This is a genomic window from Niveispirillum fermenti (assembly GCF_048066175.1).
GTDB classification, from domain to species: Bacteria; Pseudomonadota; Alphaproteobacteria; order Azospirillales; family Azospirillaceae; genus Niveispirillum; species Niveispirillum fermenti.
In genome coordinates this window covers 12,595-38,542 of record NZ_JBLTXA010000023.1, presented here as the reverse complement: position 1 = coordinate 38,542, position 25,948 = coordinate 12,595, and the positions used below count along the sequence as shown (strand labels likewise).

The following is a 25,948-nucleotide window of genomic DNA, read 5'->3' as shown; positions in this document are numbered from 1 at the left end:
CATGCTAGCGCGTCATGACACCGGTCGCGGGGGATGGTAACAATCCGATAGATTTTCCTGGCCGCGAGCAGGCGATGGACGACAAGAACCACGCAGGACGGCCCCACCCCCGGAAGACCCGCGGCCTCACCCGGCGCGGCCCGGCATCCTCGTGGCTGGCCCTGCTGCTGGCCGGCGCCGGCCTGCTGTCGATCCTGGCCATCCTGCTGCGCCCCGACGCGGTCCTGCCCGTGGGTATCGACCCGTCGCAGCCGGCCTTCATCGCCTGTTCGCTGCTGGCCACACTGATCCTGTTGAGCGTCGCCATCCATGCGCTGCGCCAGCAGGGGCGGGACCGGGATGCGGCCATCGCGGAATTGTCGACGGCCAATGCCGCCCTGGTGGCGCAGGTGGGCCGCCAGCAGGCGGCGCTGGAGCGGCTAGGCCAATCGGAACGCAAGTACCGGGAAATTTATGAGACGGCCATGGAGGGGATGTTCACCCTGGACATCCAGGGCCGCTTCCTGTCGGCCAACCCCGCCCTGCTGAAGCTGCTGGCCTATGACAGCGAGGCGCAGCTCCAGGCCGAAATCCATGATGTGCCCGGCCAGATCTATGTCGACCAGCAGAACCGGGACGCCATAACCCAATCCCTGCTGGGACAGGCGGAGGTGGGCAGCGCGCCCGTGGAAATCCGCCGGCGTGACGGCGCCACCCTGTGGGTGGCCATTTCGGCGCGCATCATCCGCGACGGCCAGGGCCGCGCCATCGCCTTCCAGGGCAGCGTGCGCGACATCACGCAATGGCGCCGCGACCGGCTGGCCATGGAACAGGCCGTGAAGACGGCCGACATGGCCAATCGCGCCAAGTCGGAATTCCTGGCCAACATGACGCACGAGCTGCGGACCCCGCTGAACGCCGTCATCGGCTTTTCGGAGATCATCGCGACGGAGGCCCTGGGGCCGCTGGGCAACCGCGCCTACCGCGAATATGCCCACGACATCCATGACAGCGGGCAGATGCTGCTGTCGCTGATCAACGACATCCTGGACCTGTCCAAGATACAGGCGGGGCGCAAGGAACTGTCGGAGAAGCTGGTCGATGTGCCGCGACTGATCCGTTCCAGCATGCGGATGGTGGCGGAACAGGCCGACAAGGGCGGCGTGCTGCTGGAAACGGAGATGGAAGCCGACCTGCCACCCGTGCGGGCCGACGAGGTGGCCCTGAAACAGATTCTGTCCAACCTGCTGTCCAACGCCGTGAAGTTCACCCCGGCGGACGGCAAGGTTGTCTGCGGCGCGAGGGTGGAGGGTGACGGCGCCCTGTCGCTGTTCGTCCGCGATACCGGCATCGGCATCCGGGAGGAGGATATCGCCACCGCCATGCAGCCTTTCCGCCAGATCGAAGGCAGCCTGACCCGCAATGCCGGCGGCGTGGGGCTGGGCCTGCCGCTGGTGCTGGCGCTGGCCGAGCTGCATGGCGGCACGGCACGGCTGGAAAGCCGCATCAGCGCCGGTACGACCGTTACGGTCACCCTGCCCGCCGGCCGCGTGCAATCCGCCCCGCTGGCCCTGCTGCGCAGCCTGACGCAGGGGTGAGGGGCGGGGGCAACATCAGGACCGGATCGGCACCGCCAGTTCGACCGCGGCGTCACGGCCGTCGGTGATGTCCAGGGTCCGGAAGTCGAAATCGCGTTCCGGCCCCTTGAACACGTCATATTCCAGCACGCGGTCCACCGAATTGTCGGGATGATAGGTCAGGACCTTGGGCTTGATGGCATAAAGCTGGTCGGGCGTGATGCTGGCGGACGCCGCGATGATCACCTCGTCCCCCTTCTGGCAGGTGCGGGCCGCCGCCCCGTTCAGCACGCAGCATTTCGACCCCGCCTCCCCGTAGATGACATAGGTGGAGATGCGGGCCCCGCTGTTCTTGTTCCAGATTTCCACGAATTCAAGCGGATAGATACCCGCCAGGGCGCATTGCTCCGGGTCCAGCGTGATGGAGCCGTGATAATTCAGGTCTGCGCCCGTGACGCGGATACCGTGAAGCTTGGCGCGGACAATCGTGATCATCGGGGTTCCTCCGGTCCTGAACGCTGGTCCTCTCATCCGCCGATCTGTTCGGCCACGGGGTCCGCGGCCGCCGGGGCGGTGTCGGCTATCACATAAGCGTTCCGGATCAGCGGGACCACCGCTTCCGCCGCAGCCCTGTCCGCCGCATGCAGGAAGCACAGCGGCCGGTCGGCCCCCACGGGCGTGCCGACGGCGGCCATGCCGGCCAGCCCGACACGCGGGTCGACAGTATCCTGCGGCCGGGTCCGCCCGCCGCCCAGCGTCACGACGGCCAGCCCCAGGGCCCGCGCATCCTGCGCCACCACCACCCCCGGGCGCAGGGGTGGGACGGGTACGATGACGGGTGCCGCCGGCAAGTGGCGGTCCGGCCGCTCGATCAGGTCCGGCGGGCCGCCCAGCACGGCAACCATGCGGGCGAACCGGTCGGCCGCCGCCCCCGTCGCCAGCGCCTGATCGACCAGGGCACCAGCCGACGCCGCTGTGCCCGCCAGTCCCGACAGCAGCAGAATCTCCACGCACAGGGCGCGCGTCACGCGCCACAGCCGGCCATCAGCGGCACCCCCGGCCAGGATGGCCAGGCATTCCCGCAGTTCCAGGGCATTGCCCGCACTGGTGCCCAGCACCTGGTCCATGTCGGTCAACAGGGCGCGGGTGGGCAATCCGGCCTGCGTGGCGGTGCGGACCAGCACGACCGCCAGCTCGCGGGCCAGATCGCGACAGGGCATGAAGGCACCGGACCCGAACTTCACGTCCAGCACCAGCGCATCCAGCCCGGCGGCCAGCTTCTTGGACAGGATGGATGCGGTGATCAGGTCGATGCTTTCCACCGTCGCCGTCACGTCGCGAATGGCGTAAAGACGGCGGTCGGCCGGCGCGATATCGTCGGTGGCCCCCACGATGGCGCACCCCACCCGCCGCACCACGCCCTTCAGCCGGTGCAGGTCGGGCTGGCCCTGGTAACCGGGGATGGCACCCATCTTGTCCAGCGTGCCACCGGTATGCCCCAGCCCCCGGCCGGAGATCATCGGCACATACCCGCCACAGGCCGCGATGACGGGGGCCAGCAGCAGGCTGACCTTGTCGCCCACCCCGCCAGTGGAATGCTTATCCAGCACCGGGCCGCCCAGCGCCTCCCGCGACCAGTCCAGAACCGTGCCCGACCCGGTCATGGCCCGCAGCAGGGCCACACGCTCGGCATTGTCCAGCTTGCGGAAGAAGACGGCCATCGCGAAGGCTGCCGCCTGGCCTTCCGACACCGACCCGTCGGTCAGGCCGGCGATGAACTGCGCGATTTCGGTTTGGGACAGGGTTTGCCCGTCCCGTTTGCGGCGGATGGTCTCCTGCGGCAGGAACATGTCTTCCGTTCGTCAGCGCGGCTTCTGGCCCGGACAGGCCATGGTGATCGGGTCGATACCATAGCGCGAATCGGCCGCCGGGTGCAGGGGGGCCGACATGCGGAAGGCCGCCGGGCGCAGCAGCACGATATCCGGGTCCTGCCGGTGCAGCAGGTCGCGGTTGGGCCGGCTGGCCAGCGCCGTGATCAGTTGCTGTGCCAGGGCGGGGTCAAGCGCCGGACCGGCGATCCAGGCCACGGGCTGCATCATGGTGGCGATGGCAGGCTGGTCGGCACCATAGATCCCGGCTTCGATCGCATCCGGCGCCCCGAACGGGTGCAGGCCCGAAAGCCGGCCGGCAGCCTCCCCCGTGACAGGGACCAGCCGCGCGCCGGCATCGATGACCGTCGCGATGGCAGGATCGGGCGCCGCAGCGATGCGGAACAGGGCGTCGATCCGGCCCTCGGCCAGGGCCTGAAGCGCCGCCGCGCCGCCGGTCTCCACGCCACGCACGGTCTGGCGCCGGAGCCCGTGGGCCGACAGGATGCGCTCGGCCAGCCGCCTTTCATCCGATCCGGCCACACCAATGGCCACCCGCCGGCCCTTCAGCGCGGCGGGGTCGGTGATGTCCAGACCCGGCCGCACCAGCACATGCAGCGCCTCGGCATAAATCTCGCCCAGGATGGTCAGATCGGCGGGACGGGCACCGGGGGCGGGCTGGCAGCGGGCCGCATAGATCCGGTCGGCCGGGGCCAGGCCGGTTTCGATGGCGCCGGCCGCCACGGCATCGACAATGTCGGTGCGGCCCGGCAGGCTCTGCGTCAGGGCGATGAGACCCGGCACCCCACAGGCGCGGTCACCACCGCAGGCCGGCATGCCCGGCGGGCGCGACAGCATGGCGGCCAGCGCCGTCCCCACATCGAATCCCCGCTCCCCCGACGGGTCGGCGGCGATGCGCAGGTAGCGCATGCCCGGTTCGGTACCGGCCGGAGCGCGGCCAAGGGCCAGCACGCCCAGAAGCGGGACGGCCAACAGGGGAAGGAGCCAGTATTTGCGGGACATCGAACGACTGCACCAGCCGGGGTTGGGATCAATCACCCCTTTGGCATGCGCAAGTCAAATGCGCAGCCACCATGGCAGACCGCTATTTTCACGGCTGTTGCCATGTTGATAAATGCCTTTCGGACGGGTGCGTCTAGCGGCCCTGGTCCGACAGCATGCGGACGAGGGCTTCCGCCTTCACCATGCCGGCATCGACGCTGGCGACAGGCATGCGGCGGTCGGGCTTGGCCGACCCCGCCGCGACGCCCGCCATGACCAACAGCAGGGCCGTGGTCAGCACCAGACCCATGGCCGACAGCTTCTGCCGGTCGACGCGGGAAAGGGTCTGGTCCAGGGTCTTGCTGCGGATCATGGCGTTGTCCTCGTCGAAGGAGCGCCGCCGTCACCGGCCCATGGGGCGGAGAGCCGATCGGCGACAGGCACAGGACAACAGCCGCCAGCGGCGGTGTTGGGACGGGATTGGGGCGTTTTGGCGGCGAAGCTGGCGCCGGATCGCGGCACCAGCCCCCGGACGGGATCAGCGCGCCAGGGCCGCGTCGATCATGGCCACCGTCTCCTTCACGCCGTAAAGCGCGATGAAGCCGCCCATGCGCGGGCCCGTGCTCTGGCCCAGCAGGACCTCGTACATGGCCAGGAACCAGGCCCGCAGTTCGGTGAAGCCATGTTTCTTGCCGATCTCATAGACCAGATTCTGCAGGGCTTCCGCACTGGCATCGGCCGGCGTGCCGTCCAGCGTGTCGCGCAGATCGGCCAACGCCGCCCGTTCCTGTTCCGACGGCGCACGGTACTGTTTCGTGGGCTTCACGAAATCCTGGTAATAGGTGACGGCATAACCGACCAGCCTGTCCAGGAAGGGTGCCGTCTCCGGGCTGGCACCCGGCGCATAGCGGCGGATGAAGCCCCACATCACGTCGGCGCTTTCCGCGTTCGCGGCGCCGGCCAGGTTGAGCAGCAGGCCAAAGGACAGGCCCGCCGTGCCCTTCACATCGTTCGGCACCACCCCGTCATGGATGTGGTGGACGGGGCTTTCCAGCTTCTGCGCCGGCTCGGCCGCATCGAACTTCTCCACGAAGGTCAGGTAATCATCCACGGCGCGCGGGATCACGTCGAAATAAAGCTTCTTGGCCGCCCGCGGCTTGTTGAACATGTAGAGCGCCAGGCTTTCCGGCGGGGCATAGCGCAGCCATTCCTCCATCGTCAGGCCATTGCCCTTCGACTTGGAAATCTTCTGCCCCTTCTCGTCCAGGAACAGTTCATAATTGAAGCCGTCGGGCGGGGTGCCGCCCAGGATCTTCACGATCTTGCCGGCCAGTTCCACCGAGGGGATCAGGTCTTTGCCGGCCATTTCGTAATCCACGCCCAGCGCGAACCAGCGCATGGCCCAGTCGGGCTTCCATTGCAGCTTGACGGCCCCGCCCGTGACCGGGGTTTCCACCTTCGTCCCGTCCTCGTCCTCATAGACGATGGTCCCGGCATCGGCGTTGCGCTCCAGGATCGGCACCTGCAGCACGCGGCCCGTCGATGGGCTGATGGGCAGGAACGGGCTGTAGGTCGCCTGGCGTTCGGCGCCCAGGGTGGGCAGCATCACGGCCATCACCGCCTCGTAATGGCGCAGAACAGCCAACAATGCGTTATCGAAACGACCAGACTTGTACCAGTCGGTGGCCGACTGGAATTCATACTGGAATCCGAAACGATCCAGGAAATCCCGCAACATGGCGTTGTTATGATGCCCGAAGCTCTCGAACTTGCCGAACGGATCGGGCACCTTGGTCAGGGGCTTGCCCAGATGCAGGGCCAGCAGTTCCCGGTTGGGCACATTGTCCGGCACCTTGCGCAGGCCGTCCATGTCGTCGGAAAAGGCGAACAGGCGCGTGGGAACGCCCGGCATCAGCCGTTCGAAGGCGCGGCGGACCATGGTGGTACGCGCCACCTCCCCGAAGGTGCCGATATGCGGCAGGCCCGACGGGCCGTAGCCCGTCTCGAACAGGACATAGCCTTTGGGCGGGGCTTTGCCGCCAAGGCGCGCGACCAGCTTGCGCGCCTCCTCAAACGGCCAGGCCTTCGCCGCAAACGCCATTTCCTGTTCGGTGCTCATCGCGTTATCACCAGATAGAGAAAAACAAGGCCGCAAAACTAGGACCAAGGCCAGGAACGGTCAACGCCCGCCCCCGTTGGGACGGGCATGCGGGCACGCGGGCGCCCGCCATCGCAAACGGGGGGACGGGACGGGACGGTTCCGGCCCGCAGCCAAGGAGATGCCATGTCCCCGACCATCCGCGCGCGTCTGCGCCACAGCCTGATCCTGGCCTTCATCGCCGTCATCGGCGCCGTCGGCCTTTTCGACCGGGCGGAGCGCACGCTGCTGCCCGACACGCTGGCCAGCGCCAGCCAGCAGGCGCTGCAGGCCAATCTGGTCCAGGCCACGGCCGTGTTCGCCACGGCCCGGCTGATCGATGCGGCCATTTCCGTGGCCCAGACGGTGGAAGTGTCGGCCGGCATCGGCGTGCAGCCGGGCCAGGTGCTGGACCCCGTGAATGATCTGGTCGAGCGGTTTTCCACCATGATGCTGGGGGCGACCGTGGTGCTGGGCGGGGCCACGCTGCTGGTCAGCGCCGGCGATGTGATCGGCCTGTCGCTGCTGCTGCCCGCCGCCCTGCTGCTGCTGGCCGTGACGGCCTGGCTGCCGGGGACCCTGTCCCTGTTCGCGCACCGGCTGGGCGGCTTCCTGCTGTTCGCGGCGCTGATCCTGAAGATCGGGGTGCCGCTGGTCGTGCTGGGGTCCGACGCGCTGGCCGATCATCTGCTGGCCCCGGCCATCGCCGACGCGCAGGCCCGGCTGGATGCCCTGTCGCTGGAAGCGGCCCCCGTGGCCGAAGCCAGGGGCGAGGGCATGATGGAAAGGCTGCGCGCCCTGGGCGACATGGCGGGCAGCGTGTCCAAGCTGGTGGCTGCCATGGGCGACCTGGCCGATATCCTGATCGACCTGACCGTGGCCTATGTTGCCAAGATCGTGCTGCTGCCGCTGCTGCTGTTCTGGCTGCTGGGCCGGATGGCCGAACTGGCCGTATCAAGCCTGACCGCGCGGCCGGCCGATATCCAGGGAGGATGACGGCCGGGATGCCGATCCGGCCGCCCCGAAATGGAACCGTTCCGTCGCATCGGGCCGGACCAGCGTGCCGAACAGCCGGTCCCACACGGCCAGCGCCGTGCCGAAATTGCGGTCCCGATGCTCCAGCGCCATGGAATGGTGCAACTGATGCATATGGGGGGAGATCAGCCACCCCGACAGCCAGCGGGGGTAGGGCATGGGCACGGGACTGTGCCGCAGATGGGTGAAGCCCGCCCCCCAGGCCAGGGCGAAGATATTCACGCCCAGCAGGGTCAGGGGCGTGATGCCGGCGCCGAACAGCCCGGCCGACAGGCCCAGCGCCAGCCCCTGGGCCAGCATGTTGGCCGACATGTGCATCGCCTGTTCCCACGGCCAGAACCGGTAGGCCGTCAACGGCGTCAGCACGGGTGGGGCATGATGCAGCCGGTGCGCCTTCCACAGGATCGGGACGGCATGGAACAGCCGGTGGGTGCCGTAAAGCGCCAGATCACCGGCCACAAAGGCCAGACCGGCACAGAATAGCAGCAGGGGCCAGCCCGGCGCGTCCAGGGGCGGCACGCCGGTCAGTGCCGTGGCCAGGCCGGCGCCAACACGGCTGGCGGCCAGGCCCAGGGCGAAGAAGAAGGGGGCCAGCAGGAAAGGCAGGGTGGAATTGGCCAGGAAGCACCCGGCATCGACAGGCAGTTCGCGCCAGTAATCACGCGACCGGCCCCACAGGCGCCGGTCGCGGCCGAACCAGACGGCACCGGCCAGGGCCAGCAGCAATCCCGGCCACCAGAAGGCCGATTCCGGCGCGCTGAACAGGCCGGTCAGCGACGAGAACCAGTCTTCCACCGCCTTTTCCCATGCTTGCCGTATCCCGGCCGTCACCGCCACCCCCTCCTGCCTGTCATCCCTCACGCCCCCGACGGGCGGAGGCAGCGGCAGGCAAGGAAGGCACCGGTCCGGCCGGGACCACCCGCACGCAGGCGTCAGGCCGCGGGCTGGTCGCTTTCGGCATCCACGGGCTCGGAACCGCCATCCTCGCCGCCTTCGGCATCGTCGCCATCGAAACCGTTGCCATCCTGGCGCGGCACATGCTGGCGGGCGCGGCCTTCCTGTTCATTGATCTGGCAGATGATGCGGTAATAATGTTCCGCGTGCTGCAGATAATTCTCCGCGGCGATGCGATCGCCCGAAGCGTTCGCATCACGGGCCAGCGCCTGGTACTTTTCATAGACCTGGAAGGCATTGCCGCGGATGCGCACATCCGGGCCGTTGCTGTCATAATTCTGATGGCGCAGCGGTACGTTCTGGCGGCGATTGCCACCCCCGTTGCCGTTGTTGCCACCGCCATTGTTGCCGCCACTGCCACCGCGGCCACGACCACGCCGTTGATTGGGTCCCTGTCTCATTCGCTATATGCTCGGCCCCTGGTTTCCCGAGCCCACGGACATCCCGAAGCGTCCTGTCTTTCCCGTTTTTCGGCGGTGTTGACCGTTGGGCGGCGATATCGCCTTGGCCCCTGGACGCAAAAACCCCGGTCCGCGGGCTTTGCCACGACAGGCGCCCCACGCGCCATTGCCGTCCGATGCGGACCCTAACGATAGTCGCCCGTCATTCCAAGGGTTTTTTACGGCTTCGTAACGGGTTTATGCAAATCATGCCGGGCGCGCAGCACCCCGGTCCGGGGCCGGGCACACGCATCAGGCCCGGCCGCGCTGGGCCAGCGCCACCCGGTCCCGCCCGCCAAGGTCGCGCAGGGTGGAAACATCGGTGAAGCCGGCGGCGCGCAGCAGATCGGAAACAGCGGCCCCCTGATCCGCCCCATGTTCGAAGCCGATCAGCCCGCCGGGCGCCAGCAGGGGCGGCAGCACACCGGCCAGATGACGATAGGGGTCCAACCCGTCCGCCCCGCCGGCCAGGGCCCGGCGCGGTTCGAACCGGGCGACTTCCGGCGCCAGCCCGTCGATCTCCCCATCCGGGATATAGGGCGGGTTGGACAGGATCATGTCGAACGGCACCGCCGCCGACAGCGCCTGCGTCCAGGACCCCGCCAGGAAGGCGGCCCGCCCGCCCAGGCCCAGGCTGGCCGCATTGGCGCGGGCCACGGCGGCCGCACCGGGGGACAGGTCCAGCCCGACCCCGAACGCAGCGGGATATTCAGACAGGAGCGCCAGCAGGATGGCCCCCGTGCCCGTGCCCAGGTCCAGGATGCGCCAGGGGCGCCGCCGGTCGGGCCGGGCGCGCAGCACGCCGCCCACCAATGTCTCCGTGTCGGGCCGGGGGATCAGCGTTTCAGGGCCCAGGGCCAGGGTCAGGCCCCAGAATTCCCAATCACCCAGAATGCGCTGCACCGGCTCACGGCTGGCCCGCCTATCGACCAGGGCATCGAAGGCTGGCACGGACGCGGCCGGCACCGTCAGCCCCTCGGCCCGGCGCAGGCGGCTGACGGGCATGGCAAAGGCCCGTTCCGCCAGATAGAGCAGGTCCAGCCGCGCCTCTTCCACCCCCAGCGCCGTCAGGCGCTGTTCGGCGGCACGCAGCAGGGGGGACAGGGGAACCATCGGCGTCATGATTTCCTCCGGCGGCGCCTGGAACGGGGGGCGGGACGGGCAGCGGCGGGTGCTGCCAGCCTTTCCGCCAGACCGGCCAGCACGGCAAAGGGATTGTCGGCATCCACGGCCACCGGCGGCGGCCGGGGCGCGACCGGCCGGGGCGGGGCGTCGGGATGGCGGCGGACCCAGATGTCCGGGGCCGGCGGTTCACCCGCCGCCGGGGGCGGCTGGCGCCGCAGCCGCCAGCCCAGCGCGGCCAGGATGCCCGGCAGGTCCGCATTGGATGCGGCGACCATCGATGCCAGGCCCGACAGGTCGGTCAGCCGCCCGTCGGCACTGCGCGCGGCGATGGTCTCCAGCAGCCGGTCGGCCATGTCCACACGCACCGCCCGCGGCCCCAGCGGCAGGAATCCGGCCGCGCGCAGCAGCCCGTCATCCCCTCTCCGGCCTCCCTCGCTGCCCCCCTCGCTGCCTCCCTCGCTGCCGCGCGGGACGGAGATGCGGCCCGGCGGCGGCAGCGGCGGCGGCAGCGGCAGCCCATGCGCCACGGACCAGAGCAGGCCCAGCATGGACGCGGCCCGGGGCCGGACAAGGGCAGGCAGATAGACTTGTGCAGCCCCCCATCGCACGCCCAGCCGGCCCAGCGCGGCCAGGGCCGCCCGATCCAGACCCGTTGCAAGATCCGCCACCCGGCCGCGCGGCAGATGGCCGGCCGCCTCGGCCAGTTGGAAGGCGATGCCACGGGCCGGCCCCGGCAGGTCGGCGCCGTCCAGCCGCACCAGCGCCGCCAGATCGGCCCGGATGCGGGCCTGCACGAACCGGGCGAGGCGGACCCGCACCCGATCGCGCTGCGTGCCGTCCAGCAGATCGTCCCGCACCAGCCGGATGGCGGGGGCGAGAAGCCGTTCGCCGGCCGCCAGCCGTGCCAGGTCCACCCCGTCCCACCGGATCAGGCCGTCCGGGGCCAGGTCCAGGGCCGTGTCGTCCGCCGCCTCCATCCGGGCCACGCGACGGGCGATCTCGTCCTTCAGCGCGCGGCGGGCCGCCGTCATCAAGGTGGGATGGTCATCCTCCCCCACATCGGCCTGCATGTCGAAGGACAGGCCCCGAAGCGCCCCTACCGGGTGGGTTTCCACCACCACCGTGCCATCATCCGCCACGAAGCCCTGCAGGTCCCGCCCGTCACGCAGTGATTTCACCAGCCCCGCCGACCGCTTGTCGACGAAGCGCTGGGTCAGCCTTTCATGCAGGGCATCGGACAGCCGGTCCTCGATCCCGCGCGTCACCCCCTGCCAGTGCTTCGGGTCGGCCACCCAGTCGGGGCGATGGCTGATATAGGTCCAGGTGCGGATATGGGCGATACGCGATACCAGCGTGTCGATATCGCCGGACAGATTGTCCAGCCGCTGCACCTGCGCGCCTATGAAATCGACGGGCAGCCGCCCGCCCGGCGCCATCAGATGGCGGTAGAGCTGGCCCAGCAGCCTTGTATGGGCATCGGTCATGGTCTTGCGGAAATCGGGGACCTGACAGACCTCCCACAGCATCTTCACGCCGCGCGGCCGGCGGGTCAGGGCCATGATCTCCCCGTCGCCGGCCAGGGCCTTCAGCGCCTCCACATCATCGGCCGGCCGCGCGCGCAGCAGCAGGGGTGACGGCGGGCGGGCCTCCAGCGTGCGCAGCAGCCCGTCCACCGACCGCGTATCCAGGTCGCTGTTGCGCCAGACAAGGTGCCGCAGGGGCGGGAACTCGTGATTCTCCACGGCATGGATGGTCTCCTCGTCCAGGGGGGAACAGTCCCATGTCGTGCCGAAGGTGCCGTCGGACTGGTGCCGCCCCGCCCGGCCGCCGATCTGCGCCACCTCCGGCGCCGTCAGACGGCGGGGGCGCTGGCCGTCGAACTTGGTCAGGCGGGCGAACCAGACATGGTCGACATCCATGTTCAGCCCCATCCCGATGGCATCCGTCGCCACCAGGTAATCCACGTCACCGGCCTGGTACATGGCCACCTGGGCGTTGCGGGTGCGCGGCGACAGGGCGCCCATGACCACGGCCGTGCCGCCACGGCTGCGGCGCACCATCTCGGCCAGCTGGTATACCTCCGTCACGGAAAAGGCCGTGACGGCGCTGCGCGGCGGCAGCTTGGTCAGCTTCTTGTGCCCGCCAAAGGACAATTTGGAAAAGCGCGGCCGGGTGATCACCTCCACCCTGGGGATCAGCTTCTGAAGCAGGGGCCGGATCATGTCGGATCCCAGGAACATCGTCTCCTCTGCGCCGCGCGCGTTCAGCAGCCGGTCGGTGAAGATGTGCCCGCGCTCATCATCGGCACAAAGCTGGATCTCATCCACGCACAGGAAGGCCACCGGCCGGTCCACCGGCATGCTTTCCACAGTGCAGACCCAGTAGCGCGGGGCCGGCGGGATGATCTTCTCCTCCCCCGTCACCAACGCCACCTGGGCCGCCCCCTTCATGCGCACCAGCTTGTCATAATTCTCCCGCGCCAGCAGGCGCAGGGGAAAGCCGATCATGCCAGACTCATGGGCGGCCATGCGCTCCATGGCCAGATAGGTCTTGCCGGTATTGGTCGGGCCCAGGACGGCCAGCACGCGGCCGGTATGGGCCGGGGCGGCCCCGGCCGAAGCGGGGGGATGCATGATCATGGCCATATCCATGGGCAGGTGGCGCGCGGAAAGCAAGGCCGGCCAAAGCAAGGCCGGCCATAGAATCGCCATCGCGGTCGGGCAGAAGGGACGGCATGATGAACATGATGAACCGCTCCTCCCTTCTGGCCCCCCTTCTGGCACTGGTCCTGGCATCACCGGCCACGCAGGCATTGGCCAGCCCGGAAAAGGCGGCCGCCCTGCAGACCCTGGTCACGCGGCACCTGTCGGCGGCGGCGGCCGACCGCGACGGGCTGCATGTGGAGCGGGTGCCCGACGTGCAGGTCACCCATGCCGGAGACAGCTATCAGGTGCGCATCCCCAAGCTGCGTGTGGCCGCGGGTTCCGGCTGGATGGCAGAGGCGCCGCTGGTGGAAGGCGAGGCGAGGCCGCAGCCCGACGGGTCCTGGCGCATCAAGACCCACCTGCCCCAGCCGCTGACGGTCTATGGCGGCAACGGGTTCCGCCTGGGCGACGTGTCGCTGGGCCGGCAGTCCCTGTCGCTGCACCTGAGCGGCGACGGGCGCAGCCTGCTGGCCGCCGATCTCGACCTGGGCAATGCCCGGTTCATCCCGGCCATGGGGGCCGGGACCGGCAGCCTGACGGCCCTGCGCCTGATCCTGACGCCCCAGGCCATCACGGGCGGCAAATGGAGCGGCAAGCTGTCGCTTGCCATCGACGGGCTGGCGATGAAGGACCCGATGGGCGTCGACCGCCTGTCCCTCCGGCGGCTGCGCCTGGACGGCACGGCCGACGGGCTGGACATGGCGCGGCTGGGGGAACTGGTCGCATCCGGCCGCCGCACGGACCTGGACCGGATCGCCAGCAAGGCCGATCTGGCCGCCGAGATCGCGGATTTCCGCTTCATCGGCGATGACGGAACACGCACGGCCCTGGCCGGCGGCAAGGGCAGCCTGTCCCTGACCGGGCTGATGGGCAACCGCGTGTCGGCGGTGCTGGACTGGCGGCATGACGGGCTGGAACGGGTAGGCGGGTCCGTGCCGCCAGGGCTGCTGCCCGCCCGCGCCGATCTGGCGCTGACGGCCCATTCCCTGCCGCCGGCCGTGCTGTTCTCCCCACGCCCGCCCGGTGGCTGGACCCCGGCGCTGGCCGCGGCCGGCAGCAAGGTCACCGTCTCCCGGCTGCACCTGTGGAACCCGCAATCCACCATCATCGGCCAGGGGGATTTCCGCTTCGCCGCCGCCCATGCCAACAGCGTCAGCGGTGAAGGCAACCTGTCGCTGCGCGGGGTGGACCGGATCATCGGCGATGTGAACCGGATGATGGGGGCCCGCGGCGCCGGCATCGCCATCGCGCTCTATGCCCTGCAGGGGCTGGGCCGCGTGCAGCCGGGACCGGACGATACCACCCACCAGTACAATCTGGTGATCACCCCCGATGGCCGGGTCACTCTGAACGGGTCCGATGCCACGGGGCTGTTCCGGGGACTGATGGCACTGAACTGAACGGTCCGGCCCGACATGGCCAGAAGGCCCCGGCGCCGCAACGATGTTGCGCCGCACACATGCATATCTTGCCTATCCGGACTGTGACAGAAGCGTGACCATGGGGCGACACACACTTGACACCCCTTATACTCTGGGCGAGCATAAGGACTACTAATGCTCAAATAGAGCATAAGTCCCTTTTGCCTGCCCGCCCCCGCGGGCCGACGGAGTTGCCGCCCATGTCCGCCCCGCTCGACCTCACCTACAGCCCCGCCGTCGCGGAGGCCACCCGGCCCATCTACGAGAAGGTCAAGGGCGTGATCCCGGAGGTGGAATGGCCGTTCCATGCACCGCTGGTGCATGCCATCAACCGGCTGAAGAAGGAACGCAACGCCGTCATCCTGGCCCATAACTACCAGGCGCCGGAGATTTTCCACACCGTGGCCGACATCGTAGGCGACAGCCTGCTGCTGGCGCGCAAGGCGGCGGAGACGGATGCAGAGGTCATCGTGCTGGCCGGTGTGCATTTCATGGCGGAAACGGCCAAGATCCTGTCGCCGGAAAAGACCGTGCTGATGCCGGCCATGGATGCCGGCTGCTCGCTGGCCGACAGCATCACGGCGGCCGATGTGCGCCTGCTGCGCGAACGGTATCCGGGCGTGCCGATCGCCACCTATGTCAACACCTCGGCCGCCGTGAAGGCGGAAAGCGATGTCTGCATCACATCGGGCAACGCGGTGGAGGTGATCAATTCACTGCCGGGCGACGAGGTGCTGTGCATCCCCGACGAATATCTGGCCAAGTGGGTCGCCACCCAGACGACCAAGAAGGTCATCGCCTGGAAGGGCCATTGCGAGGTGCATGAGCGCTTCACGGGCGATCAGTTGAAGGCCTACCGTACCCAGTTCAAGGGCGACATCACCATCATCGCCCACCCGGAATGCCCGCCCGACGTGCTGGCGGAGGCGGATTTCGTCGGTTCCACCGCCAAGATGCAGGATTATGTGGAGGGGCAGCAGCCCAAGCGCGTGCTGCTGATCACCGAATGCTCCATGGCCGACAATCTGGCGGCCACGAACCCGGCCGTGGAGTTCGTGCGCCCCTGCAACCTGTGCCCGCACATGCGGCGCATCACGCTGTCGAACATCCTGGAAAGCCTGGTGACCATGCAGCCGGAGGTGCATGTCGACCCCGCCGTGGCCGGCCGCGCCAGGCTGGCCGTGGAACGCATGCTGGCCGTCGGCCGGAAGTGATGCCGGCCCCATCCGGCCTCTTCAGGCAAAGCTGAGGAAACCCGCCCATGCAGATGCGGCAGAGCGATGTCATCGTGATCGGGTCCGGCATGGCCGGGCTGGTGGCTGCGCTGTCGCTGGCGCCGATGCGCGTCACGTTGCTGACCAAGACGGACGGGCTGCCGGGCGGGTCCAGCAACTGGGCCCAGGGCGGCATCGCCGCCGCCATCGATCCCGCCGACGACCCGGCCGAACATGCCGCCGACACGGTGGCGGCGGGTGCGGGCCTGACCGATCCGGAAATGGCGTCCCTGCTGGCATCGGAAGGTGCCCGGCGCCTGACGCGCTGGATCAATCGCGGCCTGCCCTTCGACCGGGAGACCAGCGGCCGGCTGTGCCTGGGCCGGGAGGCGGCGCACGGGGCCGCCCGCGTGCTGCATGCCGGCGGCGACGCCACGGGCCGCACCCTGATGGCCGACCTGTCGGCGCGTGTGGATGCCGCCGACCATGTCACGGTCCAGACAAGGGCCTTCGCCTGGGAACTGGTGACGGGACGCCACGGGATGGCGGGCGTGCTGGCCCATCATGACACGGATGGCTGGGTCTTCCACCGGGCCGGGTTCGTGCTGCTGGCCTGCGGCGGGATCGGCCAGCTTTATCGCCATACCACCAACCCGGCGGAGGCGACGGGCGACGGGCTGGCACTGGCCGCCCGGGCCGGGGCCGACCTGGCCGATCTGGAATTCGTGCAGTTCCATCCCACCGCCCTGGCGGCACACAGCCGCACGGGCCAGGTCCCCCTGCTGACGGAGGCGCTGCGCGGGGCCGGCGCCCATCTGCTGGACGAGCATGGCGACCGTTTCATGCTGAAGGCGCATCCGCTGGCCGAACTGGCACCCCGCGACGTTGTGGCCAAGACGATCGGCGCGCGCATTGCGGCCGGCCTGCCGGTCCATATCGACCTGCGCGCGCTGTGGGCCGATGGCGGGGCCGCGAAGTTCCCCACGGTCGCCGGCATCTGTGCCGCGGCAAGGCTGGACCCGGCCGAAACCCCCATTCCCGTAGCCCCGGCCGCCCATTACCACATGGGCGGCGTGGTCACCGACGCCGACGGGCGCACCAGCATTCCCGGCCTGTTCGCGGCGGGGGAAGTGGCCTGCACGGGCGTGCATGGCGCCAACCGGCTGGCCAGCAACAGCCTGCTGGAAGCGCTGGTCTTTGCCGAACGCGCGGCAGAAGCGATCCTGGCCACCAAACCGCCGCCGCCCGGCCCCGTGGCCCTGCCCGACATTCCCCGCCATTTCGTTCCCCCTGCCCAGGCGGCCCTGGTCGCGGTCCAGGCCGCCGACATCATGGCGGAAAGCGTGGGCCTGCTGCGTGACGGCATCGGCCTTTCCTGCGCCATCGCCGAGCTGGAGGCGCTGGAAGCCGGGCTGGAAGCCGATGCCGGGGGGGCCGGGCCTGCGCATATCCGCCTGTCGGGGGAGGTGCGCAACCGGCTTCTGGCCTCGCTGCTGATCACCCGGTCCGCCCTGTCCCGGCAGGAAAGCCGGGGGGCGCACCAGCGTTCCGACTGGCCCGACAGCCGGCCGGAATGGCGCCACCGCCAGCGTGTGACCCTGTCCGGACCCGCCCAGCCGCCCCGCATCCGCGTGGCCCCGCCCCGTTCCCCCCTGCCGGTGATGTGATGACCCTGCCGCTCTACCCCCTGCAATATGATGCCCTGATCCGCGCCGCCCTGGCAGAGGATCTGGGGCTGGCGGGGGATTTGACCACCGATGCCTGCGTGCCGGCGGACGCCACGGCCAAGGCCCGGTTCAATGCCCGTGGCGAGGGGGTGTGCGCCGGGCTGGATGCAGCCCTGCATACCTTCTCCCTGCTGGACCCCGGACTGGTGATCACCCGCCATGTGCGCGATGGCGACCGTGTGGCCGGGGGCACGGCCCTGGCCACGGTGGAAGGGGCGGCGCGCCCCATCCTGACGGGTGAGCGCACGGCCCTGAACCTGCTGGGCCGGCTGTGCGGCATCGCCAGCGAGACAAGGCGGCTGGTCGACAGGATCGAGGGTACGGGCGCCCAGATCGTCTGCACGCGCAAGACGACGCCCGGCCTGCGCGCACTGGAGAAATATGCCGTGCGGGTGGGCGGCGGCGGCAATCACCGCTTCGCCCTGGATGACGCCGTTTTGATCAAGGACAACCATCTGGTCGCGGCCGGCGGCCTGCGCGCCGCCGTGGAGCGGGCCCGCGCACGCGCCGGCCACATGGTGAAGATCGAGGTGGAGGTGGACAACCTGGACCAGTTGGCCGAGTTGATCGACCTGAAGGTCGATGCCGTCCTGCTGGACAATATGGACCCGCCCACCCTGCGCCGTGCCGTTGCCATGGTGGACGGGCGCATGGTGACCGAAGCATCGGGCGGCGTCACGCCCGACACGATCCGCGCCATCGCGGAGACGGGCGTCACGCTGATCAGCCTGGGCTGGCTGACCCATTCGGTGCGCAATTTCGACATCGGCCTGGATTTCGTGGTCGGATAGGGCGGTCGGGCCCGGTCCCTGCTTAATGCCTATTGCGGCGCGGGTTGCTTTTGTCGGAGTCTGCCATCCAGGCCCTCTGCAAAAGCGACCGAAGACACCGACCCGCATGCCCCAGACCCTCATCCTTCCCGACGAGGCGGCGACCGCCGCCCTGGCCGCCCGGCTGGCCCCGCTGCTGACGGCGGGGGACGTGGTGACGCTGCGCGGCGACCTGGGCGCCGGCAAGACGGCCCTGGCCCGGTCCATCATCCGCCATCTGGCCGGCGACCCGGCGGAAGAGGTCCCCAGCCCCACCTTCACCCTGGTCCAGACCTATGAGCATCTGGACCCGCCGGTCTGGCATTTCGACCTTTACCGGCTGAGCGATCCGGGCGAGGTGGTGGAACTGGGCTGGGAGGAGGCGCGGCAGGCCTGCGCCCTGGTGGAATGGCCCGAGCGGCTGGGACCGCTGCTGCCGCGCGACCGGCTGGATATCGAACTGACCCTGGACGGGCCGACGGCGCGGCGCGCCGTGCTGAACGGCCACGGCACCTGGGGACCGCGGCTGGAACCGCCGCCGGAAGGGATCTGACCCATGCGCGACGACATGGTACGGCGCAGCGACGTCATCGACAGCTTCCTGGCCGACGCCGGCTGGGCCATAGCCGCACGGGTTCCCATGGGGGCCGACTGGTCCACCCGCCGCTATGAACGGCTGACGGCCCCCGACGGGACGCGCGCCATCCTGATGGATGCGGCGGGTGAAGGCGCAGCACAGGTGCCGCCCTTCATCCGGATCTGCGGCCTGCTGCGCGATGCGGGACTTTCGGCGCCCGACCTTTTCGCGCAAGCCCCGCCGCAGGGGCTGTTGCTGCTGGAGGATTTCGGCGACGACAGTTTCGCGGCCCTGCTGGAACGGGGCGATGATCCCTGGCCGCTTTATGCCGTGGCGACCGATGTGCTGGCCCATCTCCATGACCGGTTCGATCCGGCATCCGCCCCCGACCTGCCCTGCTACGGCCTGCCGCTGTTCACGGCCCAGGTCGCGCTGTTCGCCGATGCCTATATGGAAGCGGCGGACCGGCCCCTGGCTGCTGCCGGCCGGGCGGCATTGGACGCGGCCTGGGTGGCCGTGCTGGAACCTGTGCTGGACAGCGTGCCCGTCAGCCTGCTGCTGCGCGACTATCATCCGGGCAACCTGATGTGGCTGCCCGGCCGGCCGGGGGTCCGGGCCTGCGGGCTGCTGGACGTGCAGGATGGCGGCATCGGTCCCGTCAGCTATGATCTTCTGTCGCTGCTGCAGGACGCGCGGCGCGATGTGCCCGACACGATCCAGGCCACCATGATCGATCGCTATCTGCTGGCCCGTCCCGGCGTCCGGCGGGAAGCGTTCCTGGCGTCCTACGCCGTGATGGGCGCCATGCGCCATGCCCGCATCCTGGGACGGGTGGCGCAACTGGCGGCCGGGGGCGGCAAGGCCCGGCAACTGGCCTTCCTGTCCCGTGTGTGGCGGCAGTTCCGCGGCGCCATCGCCCATCCGCTGCTGGCGCCGCTGCAAAGTTTCATGGATGAGCATTTGCCCCCCGACGGGGCCGTGGCCCATATTCTTGGTCGTTGATTTGAAACCGGAGTTGAATTCGATGTCCTTCATGCCCAAGCGGGCAATGGTGCTGGCGGCCGGGTTGGGGCTGCGCATGCGTCCGCTGACCCTGGACCTGCCCAAGCCGCTGATTTCCGTGGGCGGCCGCACGATGCTGGACCATGCGCTGGACCGGCTGGAAGCGGCGGGCGTGGAAGAGGCGGTGGTCAATGCCCACTGGCTGGCCGACAAGATCGCGGCGCACCTGGACGCCCGGCCGCGCAACCGGCTGCGCATCACCCTGTCGCGGGAGGATGCCCCGCTGGAGACGGGCGGTGGTGTCAGGCATGCCCTGCCGCTGCTGGGGGCCGAGCCCTTCTTCGTCGTCAATGCCGACATCGTCTGGCTGGACGGGCCGGTTCCCGCCCTGAAGCGGCTGGCCGCGGCGTGGAACCCGGACGTCATGGACAGTTTGCTGCTGGTCGCGCCGACGGCGGGTGCGGTGGGCTATGACGGGCGGGGGGATTACCAGATGGACCCCGATGGCCGGCTGTCGGCCCGTCCCGACATGGAACTGGCGCCCTTCGTGATGGCCGGCGTGTCGATCATGACCCCGGACCAGTTCGCCGGAACGCCGGACGGCGCCTTTTCCAACCTGCTGCTGTGGCGGCGGGCAGAGGCGGCGGGCCGGCTTTACGGCGTGCGGCACGAGGGCAACTGGTATCATGTGGGCACGCCGCCCGCCGTGCCGCTGGTCGATGCGCATCTGCGCCATCCCGCGACGCGCGAAGTCCACCCATGACGGACGCCGCCGGCGCACCGGCGCGCGTCTTCACGCTGGCGCCCGACATCCCCTTCGTGGACGCGCTGGCCGCGGGCCTGTGGCGGCAGGCGGATGGCGACCCGCTGGCCCTGAATCGCTTCACGGTTCTGCTGCCCACGGCCCGCGCCGTGCGCAGCCTGCGCGAGGCATTTTTGCGCCTGTCGGGCGGGCGGCCCATCCTGCTGCCGCGCATGGCGCCGCTGGGCGATGTGGACGGGGACGAGGTGTCCTTGATGATGGACGGCGTGACGGGCAAGGCCGGCGGGCTGGACCTGCCCCCGGCCATCGGTCCCCTGCGCCGGCAATTGCTGCTGGCCCGCGCCATCGCGGCGGCCGGCGACCGGTTCGCCAAGACCCGTGCCCAGGCGGCCCGCCTGGCCCGCGAACTGGCCCGCCTGCTGGACCAGACGCAGACGGAAATGGTGGGGTTCGACCGGCTGCACAGCCTGGTGCCCGACGATTACGCCGAACATTGGCAGGTGACCCTGTCCTTCCTGGCCATCATCGTCGATCAGTGGCCCGCCATTCTGGCCGCAGAGGGCAGTGTCGATCCCGCGCAGGAACGCAACAACCGCCTGCTGGCCTATGCGGCGGCGCTGAAGGCTGCGCCGCCGGCTCACCCGATCATCGCCGCCGGCTCCACCGGGTCCATCCCCGCCACGGCCGAATTGCTGTCGGTCATCGCGCGGCTGCCCACGGGCTGCGTGGTGCTGCCGGGGCTGGACCGGGCGTGCGACGCGGCCACCTGGGACGCGCTGGACGATGCGCACCCGCAATTCGGGCTGAAGCAACTGATCGACCGGATCGGCGTCGCGCGGGAGGCGGTGGCCGACTGGCCGCTGGCCCCAGGCGTCGCCCCTTCCTGCCCACCCGCCCGCATCGCCCTGATGGCCGAGGCGCTGCGGCCCGCCGGCACGACGGAGGCCTGGCGCGACCTGGCCACGCCGGACCCGTCGGCTCTGCAAGGCGTGACCCGGATCGACGCCGCCACCCCGCAGGAGGAAGCGGGGATCATCGCCCTGATCCTGCGCGAGGCGCTGGAAATGCCGGGCCGCACCGCCGCACTGGTCACGCCGGACCGCAATCTGGCCCGGCGCGTGGCCACCGAATTGCGTCGCTGGGACGTGCGCGTCGATGACAGCGCCGGCCGGCCGCTGGCCCAGACGCCCGTCGGGTCGTACCTGCGCCTGATCATGGATACCGCCGTGCAGGGCGCGCCGGTCCCGTTCCTGTCGCTGCTGAAACACCCGATGGCCGGCGGCGGCTGGCCGGCGGGGCAATTGCGGCGTCAGGCCCGGCTGCTGGAAACGGCCATCCTGCGCGGCCCGCGGCCCGCCGCCGGGCTGGACGGTCTGCGCCGGGCCGTCCTTTTCGCGGCATCGGAGGCGGCGGACAGGCGCCGCCGCATCACCAACCCCGCCATAAGCCAGGACCTGCTGACGCTGATCGACCGGCTGGAAACGGCCCTGGGGCCCCTGGCGGCGGCCGTGGCGGATGGGGAGCAACGGCCCCTGTCGGAATGGCTGCGCCTGCATGTCGGCGCGGCGGAGGCGCTGGCCGCCCAGGAAGGTGAGCAGGGGGCCGACCGGCTGTGGCGCGACAAGGACGGGGAGGCGGCCGCCGGCTTCATCGATGAACTGCGCGAGGCGGCCGACGGTTATCCCCCGCTGGGCGGCAAGGATTATGCCGGGCTGATGGAAGTGCTGATCGCCGGGCGGGCGGTGCGCCCGGCCTTCGGCCTGCATCCGCGCCTGCATGTGCTGGGCCTGATGGAAGCACGGCTGCAGCAGTTCGACGTGATGGTGCTGGCCGGGCTCAACGAGGGGACATGGCCGCCGGCCCCGCCGCCCGACCCCTGGATGTCGCGTCCCATGCGGCGCGATTTCGGCCTGCCCGCCCCGGAACGGCAGGTGGGTCAGGCCGCCCATGATTTCGCCCAGGCCTGTGGGGCGAAAACCCTGTACCTGACCCGGTCGGAACGGGTGGAGGGCACACCCACCGTACCGTCCCGCTGGCTGCTGCGCCTGGACACCGTGCTGGACAAGGCGGGGCTGCGCGGCCGGATCGACGGGGACGGTGCCTGGTGGCGCGGGCTTTGGCAGGCTCTGGACCGGCCGGCGCGCGTGCGCCCCTGCCCGCCGCCGGCCCCCCGCCCGCCCGTGGCGGCCCGGCCGCGCCGCCTGTCGGTGACCCAGATCGAAACCTGGATGCGCGACCCCTACGCCATCTATGCCGCCAAGGTGCTGGACCTGTCGGCGCTGGACCCGATCGACGCCGATCCGGGGGCCGCCGAACGGGGGGAGATCATCCACAAGGCGCTGGACATCTTCGTCCGCCGCCATCCCGGCGCGCTGCCGCCCGATGCGCGGGCGCAATTGCTGGCGATCGGGCGGGGCGCCTTCGGCGACCTGCTGGAACAGCCGGGGGTCGCCGCCTTCTGGTGGCCCCGGTTCGAAAAGGTGGCCGACTGGTTCCTGGCGCAGGAGGCGGAGCGGCGGCGCACCATCCGGCCACTGGCGACCGAGGTATCGGGCCGCATCACCCTGCCCGGCCCGGCCGGCCCCTTCATCCTGACCGCCAAGGCCGATCGCATCGACCGCACACCCACGGGCGGCGTGGTGCTGATCGACTACAAGACGGGCACCCCGCCATCGGCCAGGGAGGTACGGCTGGGCAAGGCGCCGCAATTGCCGCTGGAGGCGCTGATCGCGGCCGGCGGCGGGTTCGAGGGGGTGGAGGCCGCCACCGTGGAGGGGCTGGAATATTGGCGCCTGTCCGGCGGCGACCCGCCGGGCCTGATCCAGGCGCTGAAGGAGGAGGCGGGCATCCTGGCGGCGGAGGCGCGGGAGGGGCTGGAATATCTGATCGAACGGTTTGACGATCCGGACACCGCCTATCACAGCCAGCCCCGGCCCGCCTGGGCGCCCAAATATACCGACTATGCCCATCTGGCCCGCATCCGCGAATGGTCGGCCGGCGGCGGCGGCGAGGCGGAGGGCTGAGCGGCCCCTCATCATCGGCCTGTCACAAGCCTGTGCTTTATTCGCCCGCCGCGTGTTCATATGCTGACACCCCGTTGTTGGGAGAAAAGCCGGATGTCCCTGTCCCAAGCCGTCCACCCCGACCACGCCACGGCCTTCTGGACGCTGGCGCCCGGCCGTGGGGCGCTGTGCCGGCAGGAACTGCCCGCGCCGGTGGCCGGCGACGTGCGGGTCCGCGCCCTGGCCAGCGGGATCAGCCGGGGCACCGAATCGCTGGTCTTCCAAGGGCGCGTGCCGGCCGAACTGGCTGCCATCATGCGCTGCCCGTTCCAGGAGGGGGAGTTTCCAGGCCCCGTGAAATATGGTTATGCCCTGGTGGGCATGGTGGAACAGGGGCCGGCCGGCCTGCTGGGCCGGCGCGTCTTCGCCCTGCACCCGCATCAGGATGTGGCACTGCTGCCGGCGGAAAGCTGCCGCCTTGTACCCGACGCGGTGCCGACCGAACGCGCCGTCCTGGCCGCCAACATGGAAACGGCGCTGAACATCCTGTGGGATGGCGGTGCGGCACCGGGCCAGCGCATCGCCGTGGTGGGCGGCGGCGTGGTGGGGGGGCTGACCGCCTGGCTGGCCGCATGCCTGCCGGGGGCGGAGGTCACGCTGGTCGATATCGACCCGGCGCGGGCTGCGCTGGCCGATGCCCTGGGGGCCGGATTCGCCCTGCCCGACGATGCGCCCGACGGGTGCGATCTGGTCATCCACACCAGCGCCACGGGGGACGGTCTGGCCACCGCCCTGCGGCTGGCCGGGGTGGAAGCCGTGCTGGTGGAGGCGTCATGGTACGGCGACCGGCCCGTGACCGTGCCGCTGGGCAGCGGTTTCCACCCCAACCGGCTGCGCATCGTATCCTCGCAGGTGGGGATGGTGTCGCCCGCCTTCCGTCCGCGCTGGACCCTGTCGCGACGGCTGGAAAAGGCGCTGTCGCTGCTGACCGATCCGGCAGCGGACCATCTGCTGGGTCCGCGGCTGGATTTTTCCGACCTGCCGGCTGCCATGGCCGGCCTGCACGACCTGCCCTTCGGCTGCCCCGTCGTGCGCTATCCCCGCCCCAACCCGTGAAAGGCCGTGCATGTATTCCCTGACCGTGCGTGACCACATCATGATCGCCCACAGCTTCGTGGGTGCCATCTTCGGCCCGGCGCAGGCGCTGCACGGCGCCACCTTCGTCGTGGATGCCGAATTCCGCCGCCGTCACCTGTCATCCGACGGGCTGGTGGTGGATATCGGCGCCGCCTCAACCCTGCTGAAGGAGGTGCTGGCCCCGCTGAATTACCGCAACCTGGACGAGGTGCCGGAATTGCGGGGCCGCAATACGACGACGGAGTTCCTGGCCGGAGAAATCCACCGCCGCTTGGCCACCGGCATCCGGGCCGGTGCCCTGGGCGCCGACGGGGCCGCACTCGACAGCCTGCGCATCCGCCTGTCGGAATCCCATGTCGCCTGGGCCGCCTATGAGGCGCCCTTGGGCGGGGACGGCGCATGATCGGCCAGCCGCTCCACATCCTCTGTCCCGGCGATATCGGCCAGTTGACGGGCGGCTACGGCTATCTCCGCCGGCTGGTGGCGGGGCTGCGCGCGATGGGGGAGACGGTCACCGTGCATGAATTGCCGGGACCGCATCCCTTCGTCGACGATCCGTCCCGCGCAGCGGCCGACGCCGTGCTGGGCGCCATTCCCGATGGCGCGCCGGTCCTGATCGACGGGCTGGCCCTGCCCGTCGCGGCGCATGCCGTCTGGGTGGACCGCTACCGGCTGCGCTGTGCGGCACTGGTGCATCATCCGCTGCATCTGGAAAACGGGCTGGCACCGGAACAGGCCGATACGCTGTTGCGGATCGAGCGCGACACGCTGGCCCATATGCGGGCCGTCATCGTGCCCAGCCAAGCCACCAAAGCCGGGGTCATGGACCTGTCGGTGCCCGCGGGGCGGATCGTCATCGCCCCGCCCGGCACCGACCCGGCCGCCCCCGCCACGGGCAGCCCGCACGGTGCTGGCCCCACCATCCTGTGCGTGGCGACGCTGACCCCGCGCAAGGGCCATCTGGTGCTGGTGGAAGCATTGGGCCGGCTGCGGCACCGGCCCTGGCAACTGGTACTGGTGGGCAGCGACAGCCGCCATCCGGGCCAGGCCGCCGCCATTGCCGATGCCGTGGCCACGGCGGGACTGGCAGGGCGGGTGCGCATGACGGGCGAATTGTCGGGCCCGGCGCTGGAGGCCGAATGGCAGGCCGCGGACCTGTTCGCCCTCGCTTCCTTCCATGAAGGATATGGCATGGTCGCGGCAGAGGCGCTGAAGCGCGGCCTGCCTGCCATCGTCACCGATGCCGGGGGGCTGGCGGAGGTGGTACCGCCCCCTGCCGGCGCCATCGCGCCGCCGGGTGACCCGGCTGCCCTGGCCATGGCCTTCGACCGGCTGCTGTCAGACCCGGCGGCCCTGGCCGCCGCGCGCAATGCCGCACGGAAGGCAGGGGCCCTGTTACCGTCGTGGCAACAGAGTGTGGCATTGATACATGACACGCTGTCCGGCATGCTGGTTTCCTCGAGATGACGATCGG

The 25,948-nt window shown here is 70.1% G+C and carries 22 protein-coding genes; 13 read left to right on the top strand and 9 right to left on the bottom strand.

Annotated elements, in window-relative coordinates; all coding sequences use genetic code 11:
• The first annotated feature begins 74 nt into the window (after positions 1 to 74).
• Positions 75 to 1,577: a sensor histidine kinase gene (locus ACM9LZ_RS18730; protein ID WP_416621037.1), complete on the top strand. Its 1,503-nt coding sequence runs from the start codon at positions 75 to 77 to the stop codon at positions 1,575 to 1,577.
• 15 nt (positions 1,578 to 1,592) lie between these two features.
• Here ACM9LZ_RS18730 and panD read toward each other — a convergent pair whose 3' ends face one another.
• The 5 genes from panD to ACM9LZ_RS18705 all read right to left on the bottom strand — a co-directional run bounded on the left by panD (position 1,593) and on the right by ACM9LZ_RS18705 (position 6,545).
• Complete coding sequence (gene panD / locus ACM9LZ_RS18725; RefSeq protein WP_416621036.1) at positions 1,593 to 2,051, bottom strand: aspartate 1-decarboxylase; 459 nt, start codon at positions 2,049 to 2,051, stop codon at positions 1,593 to 1,595.
• 32 nt (positions 2,052 to 2,083) lie between these two features.
• Positions 2,084 to 3,406, bottom strand: a complete 1,323-nt coding sequence (gene deoA, locus ACM9LZ_RS18720) for a thymidine phosphorylase (RefSeq protein ID WP_416621035.1) — start codon at positions 3,404 to 3,406, stop codon at positions 2,084 to 2,086.
• Positions 3,407 to 3,418: 12 nt separating this feature from the next.
• A complete protein-coding gene (locus ACM9LZ_RS18715; RefSeq protein ID WP_416621034.1) occupies positions 3,419 to 4,447 on the bottom strand; it encodes a TAXI family TRAP transporter solute-binding subunit in 1,029 nt (342 codons plus the stop codon).
• A gap of 133 nt (positions 4,448 to 4,580) precedes the next feature.
• On the bottom strand, positions 4,581 to 4,799 hold the full coding sequence (locus ACM9LZ_RS18710; RefSeq protein WP_416621033.1) for a hypothetical protein: 219 nt from the start codon (positions 4,797 to 4,799) through the stop codon (positions 4,581 to 4,583).
• Between the two features lie 165 nt (positions 4,800 to 4,964).
• Complete coding sequence (locus ACM9LZ_RS18705) at positions 4,965 to 6,545, bottom strand: lysine--tRNA ligase (protein ID WP_416621032.1); 1,581 nt, start codon at positions 6,543 to 6,545, stop codon at positions 4,965 to 4,967.
• Between the two features lie 165 nt (positions 6,546 to 6,710).
• Here ACM9LZ_RS18705 and ACM9LZ_RS18700 point away from each other — a divergent pair, with 165 nt between their 5' ends.
• Positions 6,711 to 7,559, top strand: a complete 849-nt coding sequence (locus ACM9LZ_RS18700; protein ID WP_416621031.1) for a hypothetical protein — start codon at positions 6,711 to 6,713, stop codon at positions 7,557 to 7,559.
• Here the strand turns inward: ACM9LZ_RS18700 and ACM9LZ_RS18695 are convergent.
• The 4 genes from ACM9LZ_RS18695 to ACM9LZ_RS18680 form a co-directional block, all read right to left on the bottom strand.
• Positions 7,518 to 8,393: a sterol desaturase family protein gene (locus tag ACM9LZ_RS18695; protein ID WP_416621030.1), complete on the bottom strand. Its 876-nt coding sequence runs from the start codon at positions 8,391 to 8,393 to the stop codon at positions 7,518 to 7,520. The genes ACM9LZ_RS18700 and ACM9LZ_RS18695 overlap by 42 nt on opposite strands.
• A 137-nt stretch (positions 8,394 to 8,530) precedes the next feature.
• Positions 8,531 to 8,953, bottom strand: a complete 423-nt coding sequence (locus tag ACM9LZ_RS18690) for a DUF4167 domain-containing protein (RefSeq protein WP_416621029.1) — start codon at positions 8,951 to 8,953, stop codon at positions 8,531 to 8,533.
• 291 nt (positions 8,954 to 9,244) lie between these two features.
• Entirely contained in the window at positions 9,245 to 10,114 is an 870-nt protein-coding gene (gene prmC / locus ACM9LZ_RS18685) for a peptide chain release factor N(5)-glutamine methyltransferase (RefSeq protein ID WP_416621028.1), read from the bottom strand.
• Positions 10,111 to 12,756, bottom strand: a complete 2,646-nt coding sequence (locus ACM9LZ_RS18680; protein ID WP_416621027.1) for a helicase-related protein — start codon at positions 12,754 to 12,756, stop codon at positions 10,111 to 10,113. The genes prmC and ACM9LZ_RS18680 overlap by 4 nt, the downstream gene beginning before the upstream one ends.
• A 95-nt stretch (positions 12,757 to 12,851) precedes the next feature.
• Between ACM9LZ_RS18680 and ACM9LZ_RS18675 the strand changes: the two genes are divergently transcribed.
• From ACM9LZ_RS18675 to ACM9LZ_RS18625, 11 genes are all read left to right on the top strand, one after another.
• Positions 12,852 to 14,222, top strand: a complete 1,371-nt coding sequence (locus tag ACM9LZ_RS18675) for a hypothetical protein (RefSeq protein ID WP_416621026.1) — start codon at positions 12,852 to 12,854, stop codon at positions 14,220 to 14,222.
• 221 nt (positions 14,223 to 14,443) lie between these two features.
• On the top strand, positions 14,444 to 15,457 hold the full coding sequence (gene nadA / locus ACM9LZ_RS18670) for a quinolinate synthase NadA (protein WP_416621025.1): 1,014 nt from the start codon (positions 14,444 to 14,446) through the stop codon (positions 15,455 to 15,457).
• A 47-nt stretch (positions 15,458 to 15,504) separates the two neighbouring features.
• Positions 15,505 to 17,124 (top strand): L-aspartate oxidase, encoded by a 1,620-nt coding sequence (locus ACM9LZ_RS18665; RefSeq protein ID WP_416621024.1) that lies wholly within the window; start codon positions 15,505 to 15,507, stop codon positions 17,122 to 17,124.
• On the top strand, positions 17,124 to 17,975 hold the full coding sequence (gene nadC / locus ACM9LZ_RS18660; protein ID WP_416621023.1) for a carboxylating nicotinate-nucleotide diphosphorylase: 852 nt from the start codon (positions 17,124 to 17,126) through the stop codon (positions 17,973 to 17,975). Before ACM9LZ_RS18665 ends, nadC begins: the two co-directional genes overlap by 1 nt.
• Positions 17,976 to 18,081: 106 nt before the next feature.
• Positions 18,082 to 18,546, top strand: coding sequence for a tRNA (adenosine(37)-N6)-threonylcarbamoyltransferase complex ATPase subunit type 1 TsaE (gene tsaE / locus ACM9LZ_RS18655; RefSeq protein WP_416621022.1), 465 nt, complete (start codon positions 18,082 to 18,084; stop codon positions 18,544 to 18,546).
• 3 nt (positions 18,547 to 18,549) lie between these two features.
• Positions 18,550 to 19,572 (top strand): aminoglycoside phosphotransferase family protein, encoded by a 1,023-nt coding sequence (locus ACM9LZ_RS18650; protein WP_416621021.1) that lies wholly within the window; start codon positions 18,550 to 18,552, stop codon positions 19,570 to 19,572.
• Between the two features lie 22 nt (positions 19,573 to 19,594).
• Positions 19,595 to 20,335, top strand: a complete 741-nt coding sequence (locus ACM9LZ_RS18645; RefSeq protein ID WP_416621020.1) for a nucleotidyltransferase family protein — start codon at positions 19,595 to 19,597, stop codon at positions 20,333 to 20,335.
• Positions 20,332 to 23,358, top strand: a complete 3,027-nt coding sequence (addB, locus tag ACM9LZ_RS18640; protein ID WP_416621019.1) for a double-strand break repair protein AddB — start codon at positions 20,332 to 20,334, stop codon at positions 23,356 to 23,358. Before ACM9LZ_RS18645 ends, addB begins: the two co-directional genes overlap by 4 nt.
• A 93-nt stretch (positions 23,359 to 23,451) precedes the next feature.
• Positions 23,452 to 24,453 carry a zinc-dependent alcohol dehydrogenase gene (locus ACM9LZ_RS18635; RefSeq protein ID WP_416621018.1) on the top strand — a complete coding sequence of 334 codons (1,002 nt, stop codon included), beginning with the start codon at positions 23,452 to 23,454 and terminating at the stop codon, positions 24,451 to 24,453.
• A gap of 10 nt (positions 24,454 to 24,463) precedes the next feature.
• Positions 24,464 to 24,877: a 6-pyruvoyl trahydropterin synthase family protein gene (locus tag ACM9LZ_RS18630; protein ID WP_416621017.1), complete on the top strand. Its 414-nt coding sequence runs from the start codon at positions 24,464 to 24,466 to the stop codon at positions 24,875 to 24,877.
• Positions 24,874 to 25,941: a glycosyltransferase family 4 protein gene (locus ACM9LZ_RS18625; RefSeq protein ID WP_416621016.1), complete on the top strand. Its 1,068-nt coding sequence runs from the start codon at positions 24,874 to 24,876 to the stop codon at positions 25,939 to 25,941. The genes ACM9LZ_RS18630 and ACM9LZ_RS18625 overlap by 4 nt, the downstream gene beginning before the upstream one ends.
• The last annotated feature ends 7 nt before the right edge of the window (positions 25,942 to 25,948 follow it).

Bases quoted from the DNA above. Each gene is read 5' to 3' on its own strand.
- ACM9LZ_RS18730 (WP_416621037.1), top strand. From the start codon at position 75: ATGGACGACAAGAACCACGCAGGACGGCCCCACCCCCGGAAGACCCGC.
- panD (WP_416621036.1), bottom strand. From the start codon at position 2,051: ATGATCACGATTGTCCGCGCCAAGCTTCACGGTATCCGCGTCACGGGC.
- deoA (WP_416621035.1), bottom strand. From the start codon at position 3,406: ATGTTCCTGCCGCAGGAGACCATCCGCCGCAAACGGGACGGGCAAACC.
- ACM9LZ_RS18715 (WP_416621034.1), bottom strand. From the start codon at position 4,447: ATGTCCCGCAAATACTGGCTCCTTCCCCTGTTGGCCGTCCCGCTTCTG.
- ACM9LZ_RS18710 (WP_416621033.1), bottom strand. From the start codon at position 4,799: ATGATCCGCAGCAAGACCCTGGACCAGACCCTTTCCCGCGTCGACCGG.
- ACM9LZ_RS18705 (WP_416621032.1), bottom strand. From the start codon at position 6,545: ATGAGCACCGAACAGGAAATGGCGTTTGCGGCGAAGGCCTGGCCGTTT.
- ACM9LZ_RS18700 (WP_416621031.1), top strand. From the start codon at position 6,711: ATGTCCCCGACCATCCGCGCGCGTCTGCGCCACAGCCTGATCCTGGCC.
- ACM9LZ_RS18690 (WP_416621029.1), bottom strand. From the start codon at position 8,953: ATGAGACAGGGACCCAATCAACGGCGTGGTCGTGGCCGCGGTGGCAGT.
- prmC (WP_416621028.1), bottom strand. From the start codon at position 10,114: ATGACGCCGATGGTTCCCCTGTCCCCCCTGCTGCGTGCCGCCGAACAG.
- ACM9LZ_RS18680 (WP_416621027.1), bottom strand. From the start codon at position 12,756: ATGATCATGCATCCCCCCGCTTCGGCCGGGGCCGCCCCGGCCCATACC.
- ACM9LZ_RS18675 (WP_416621026.1), top strand. From the start codon at position 12,852: ATGATGAACATGATGAACCGCTCCTCCCTTCTGGCCCCCCTTCTGGCA.
- nadA (WP_416621025.1), top strand. From the start codon at position 14,444: ATGTCCGCCCCGCTCGACCTCACCTACAGCCCCGCCGTCGCGGAGGCC.
- ACM9LZ_RS18665 (WP_416621024.1), top strand. From the start codon at position 15,505: ATGCAGATGCGGCAGAGCGATGTCATCGTGATCGGGTCCGGCATGGCC.
- nadC (WP_416621023.1), top strand. From the start codon at position 17,124: ATGACCCTGCCGCTCTACCCCCTGCAATATGATGCCCTGATCCGCGCC.
- tsaE (WP_416621022.1), top strand. From the start codon at position 18,082: ATGCCCCAGACCCTCATCCTTCCCGACGAGGCGGCGACCGCCGCCCTG.
- ACM9LZ_RS18650 (WP_416621021.1), top strand. From the start codon at position 18,550: ATGCGCGACGACATGGTACGGCGCAGCGACGTCATCGACAGCTTCCTG.
- ACM9LZ_RS18645 (WP_416621020.1), top strand. From the start codon at position 19,595: ATGTCCTTCATGCCCAAGCGGGCAATGGTGCTGGCGGCCGGGTTGGGG.
- addB (WP_416621019.1), top strand. From the start codon at position 20,332: ATGACGGACGCCGCCGGCGCACCGGCGCGCGTCTTCACGCTGGCGCCC.
- ACM9LZ_RS18635 (WP_416621018.1), top strand. From the start codon at position 23,452: ATGTCCCTGTCCCAAGCCGTCCACCCCGACCACGCCACGGCCTTCTGG.
- ACM9LZ_RS18630 (WP_416621017.1), top strand. From the start codon at position 24,464: ATGTATTCCCTGACCGTGCGTGACCACATCATGATCGCCCACAGCTTC.
- ACM9LZ_RS18625 (WP_416621016.1), top strand. From the start codon at position 24,874: ATGATCGGCCAGCCGCTCCACATCCTCTGTCCCGGCGATATCGGCCAG.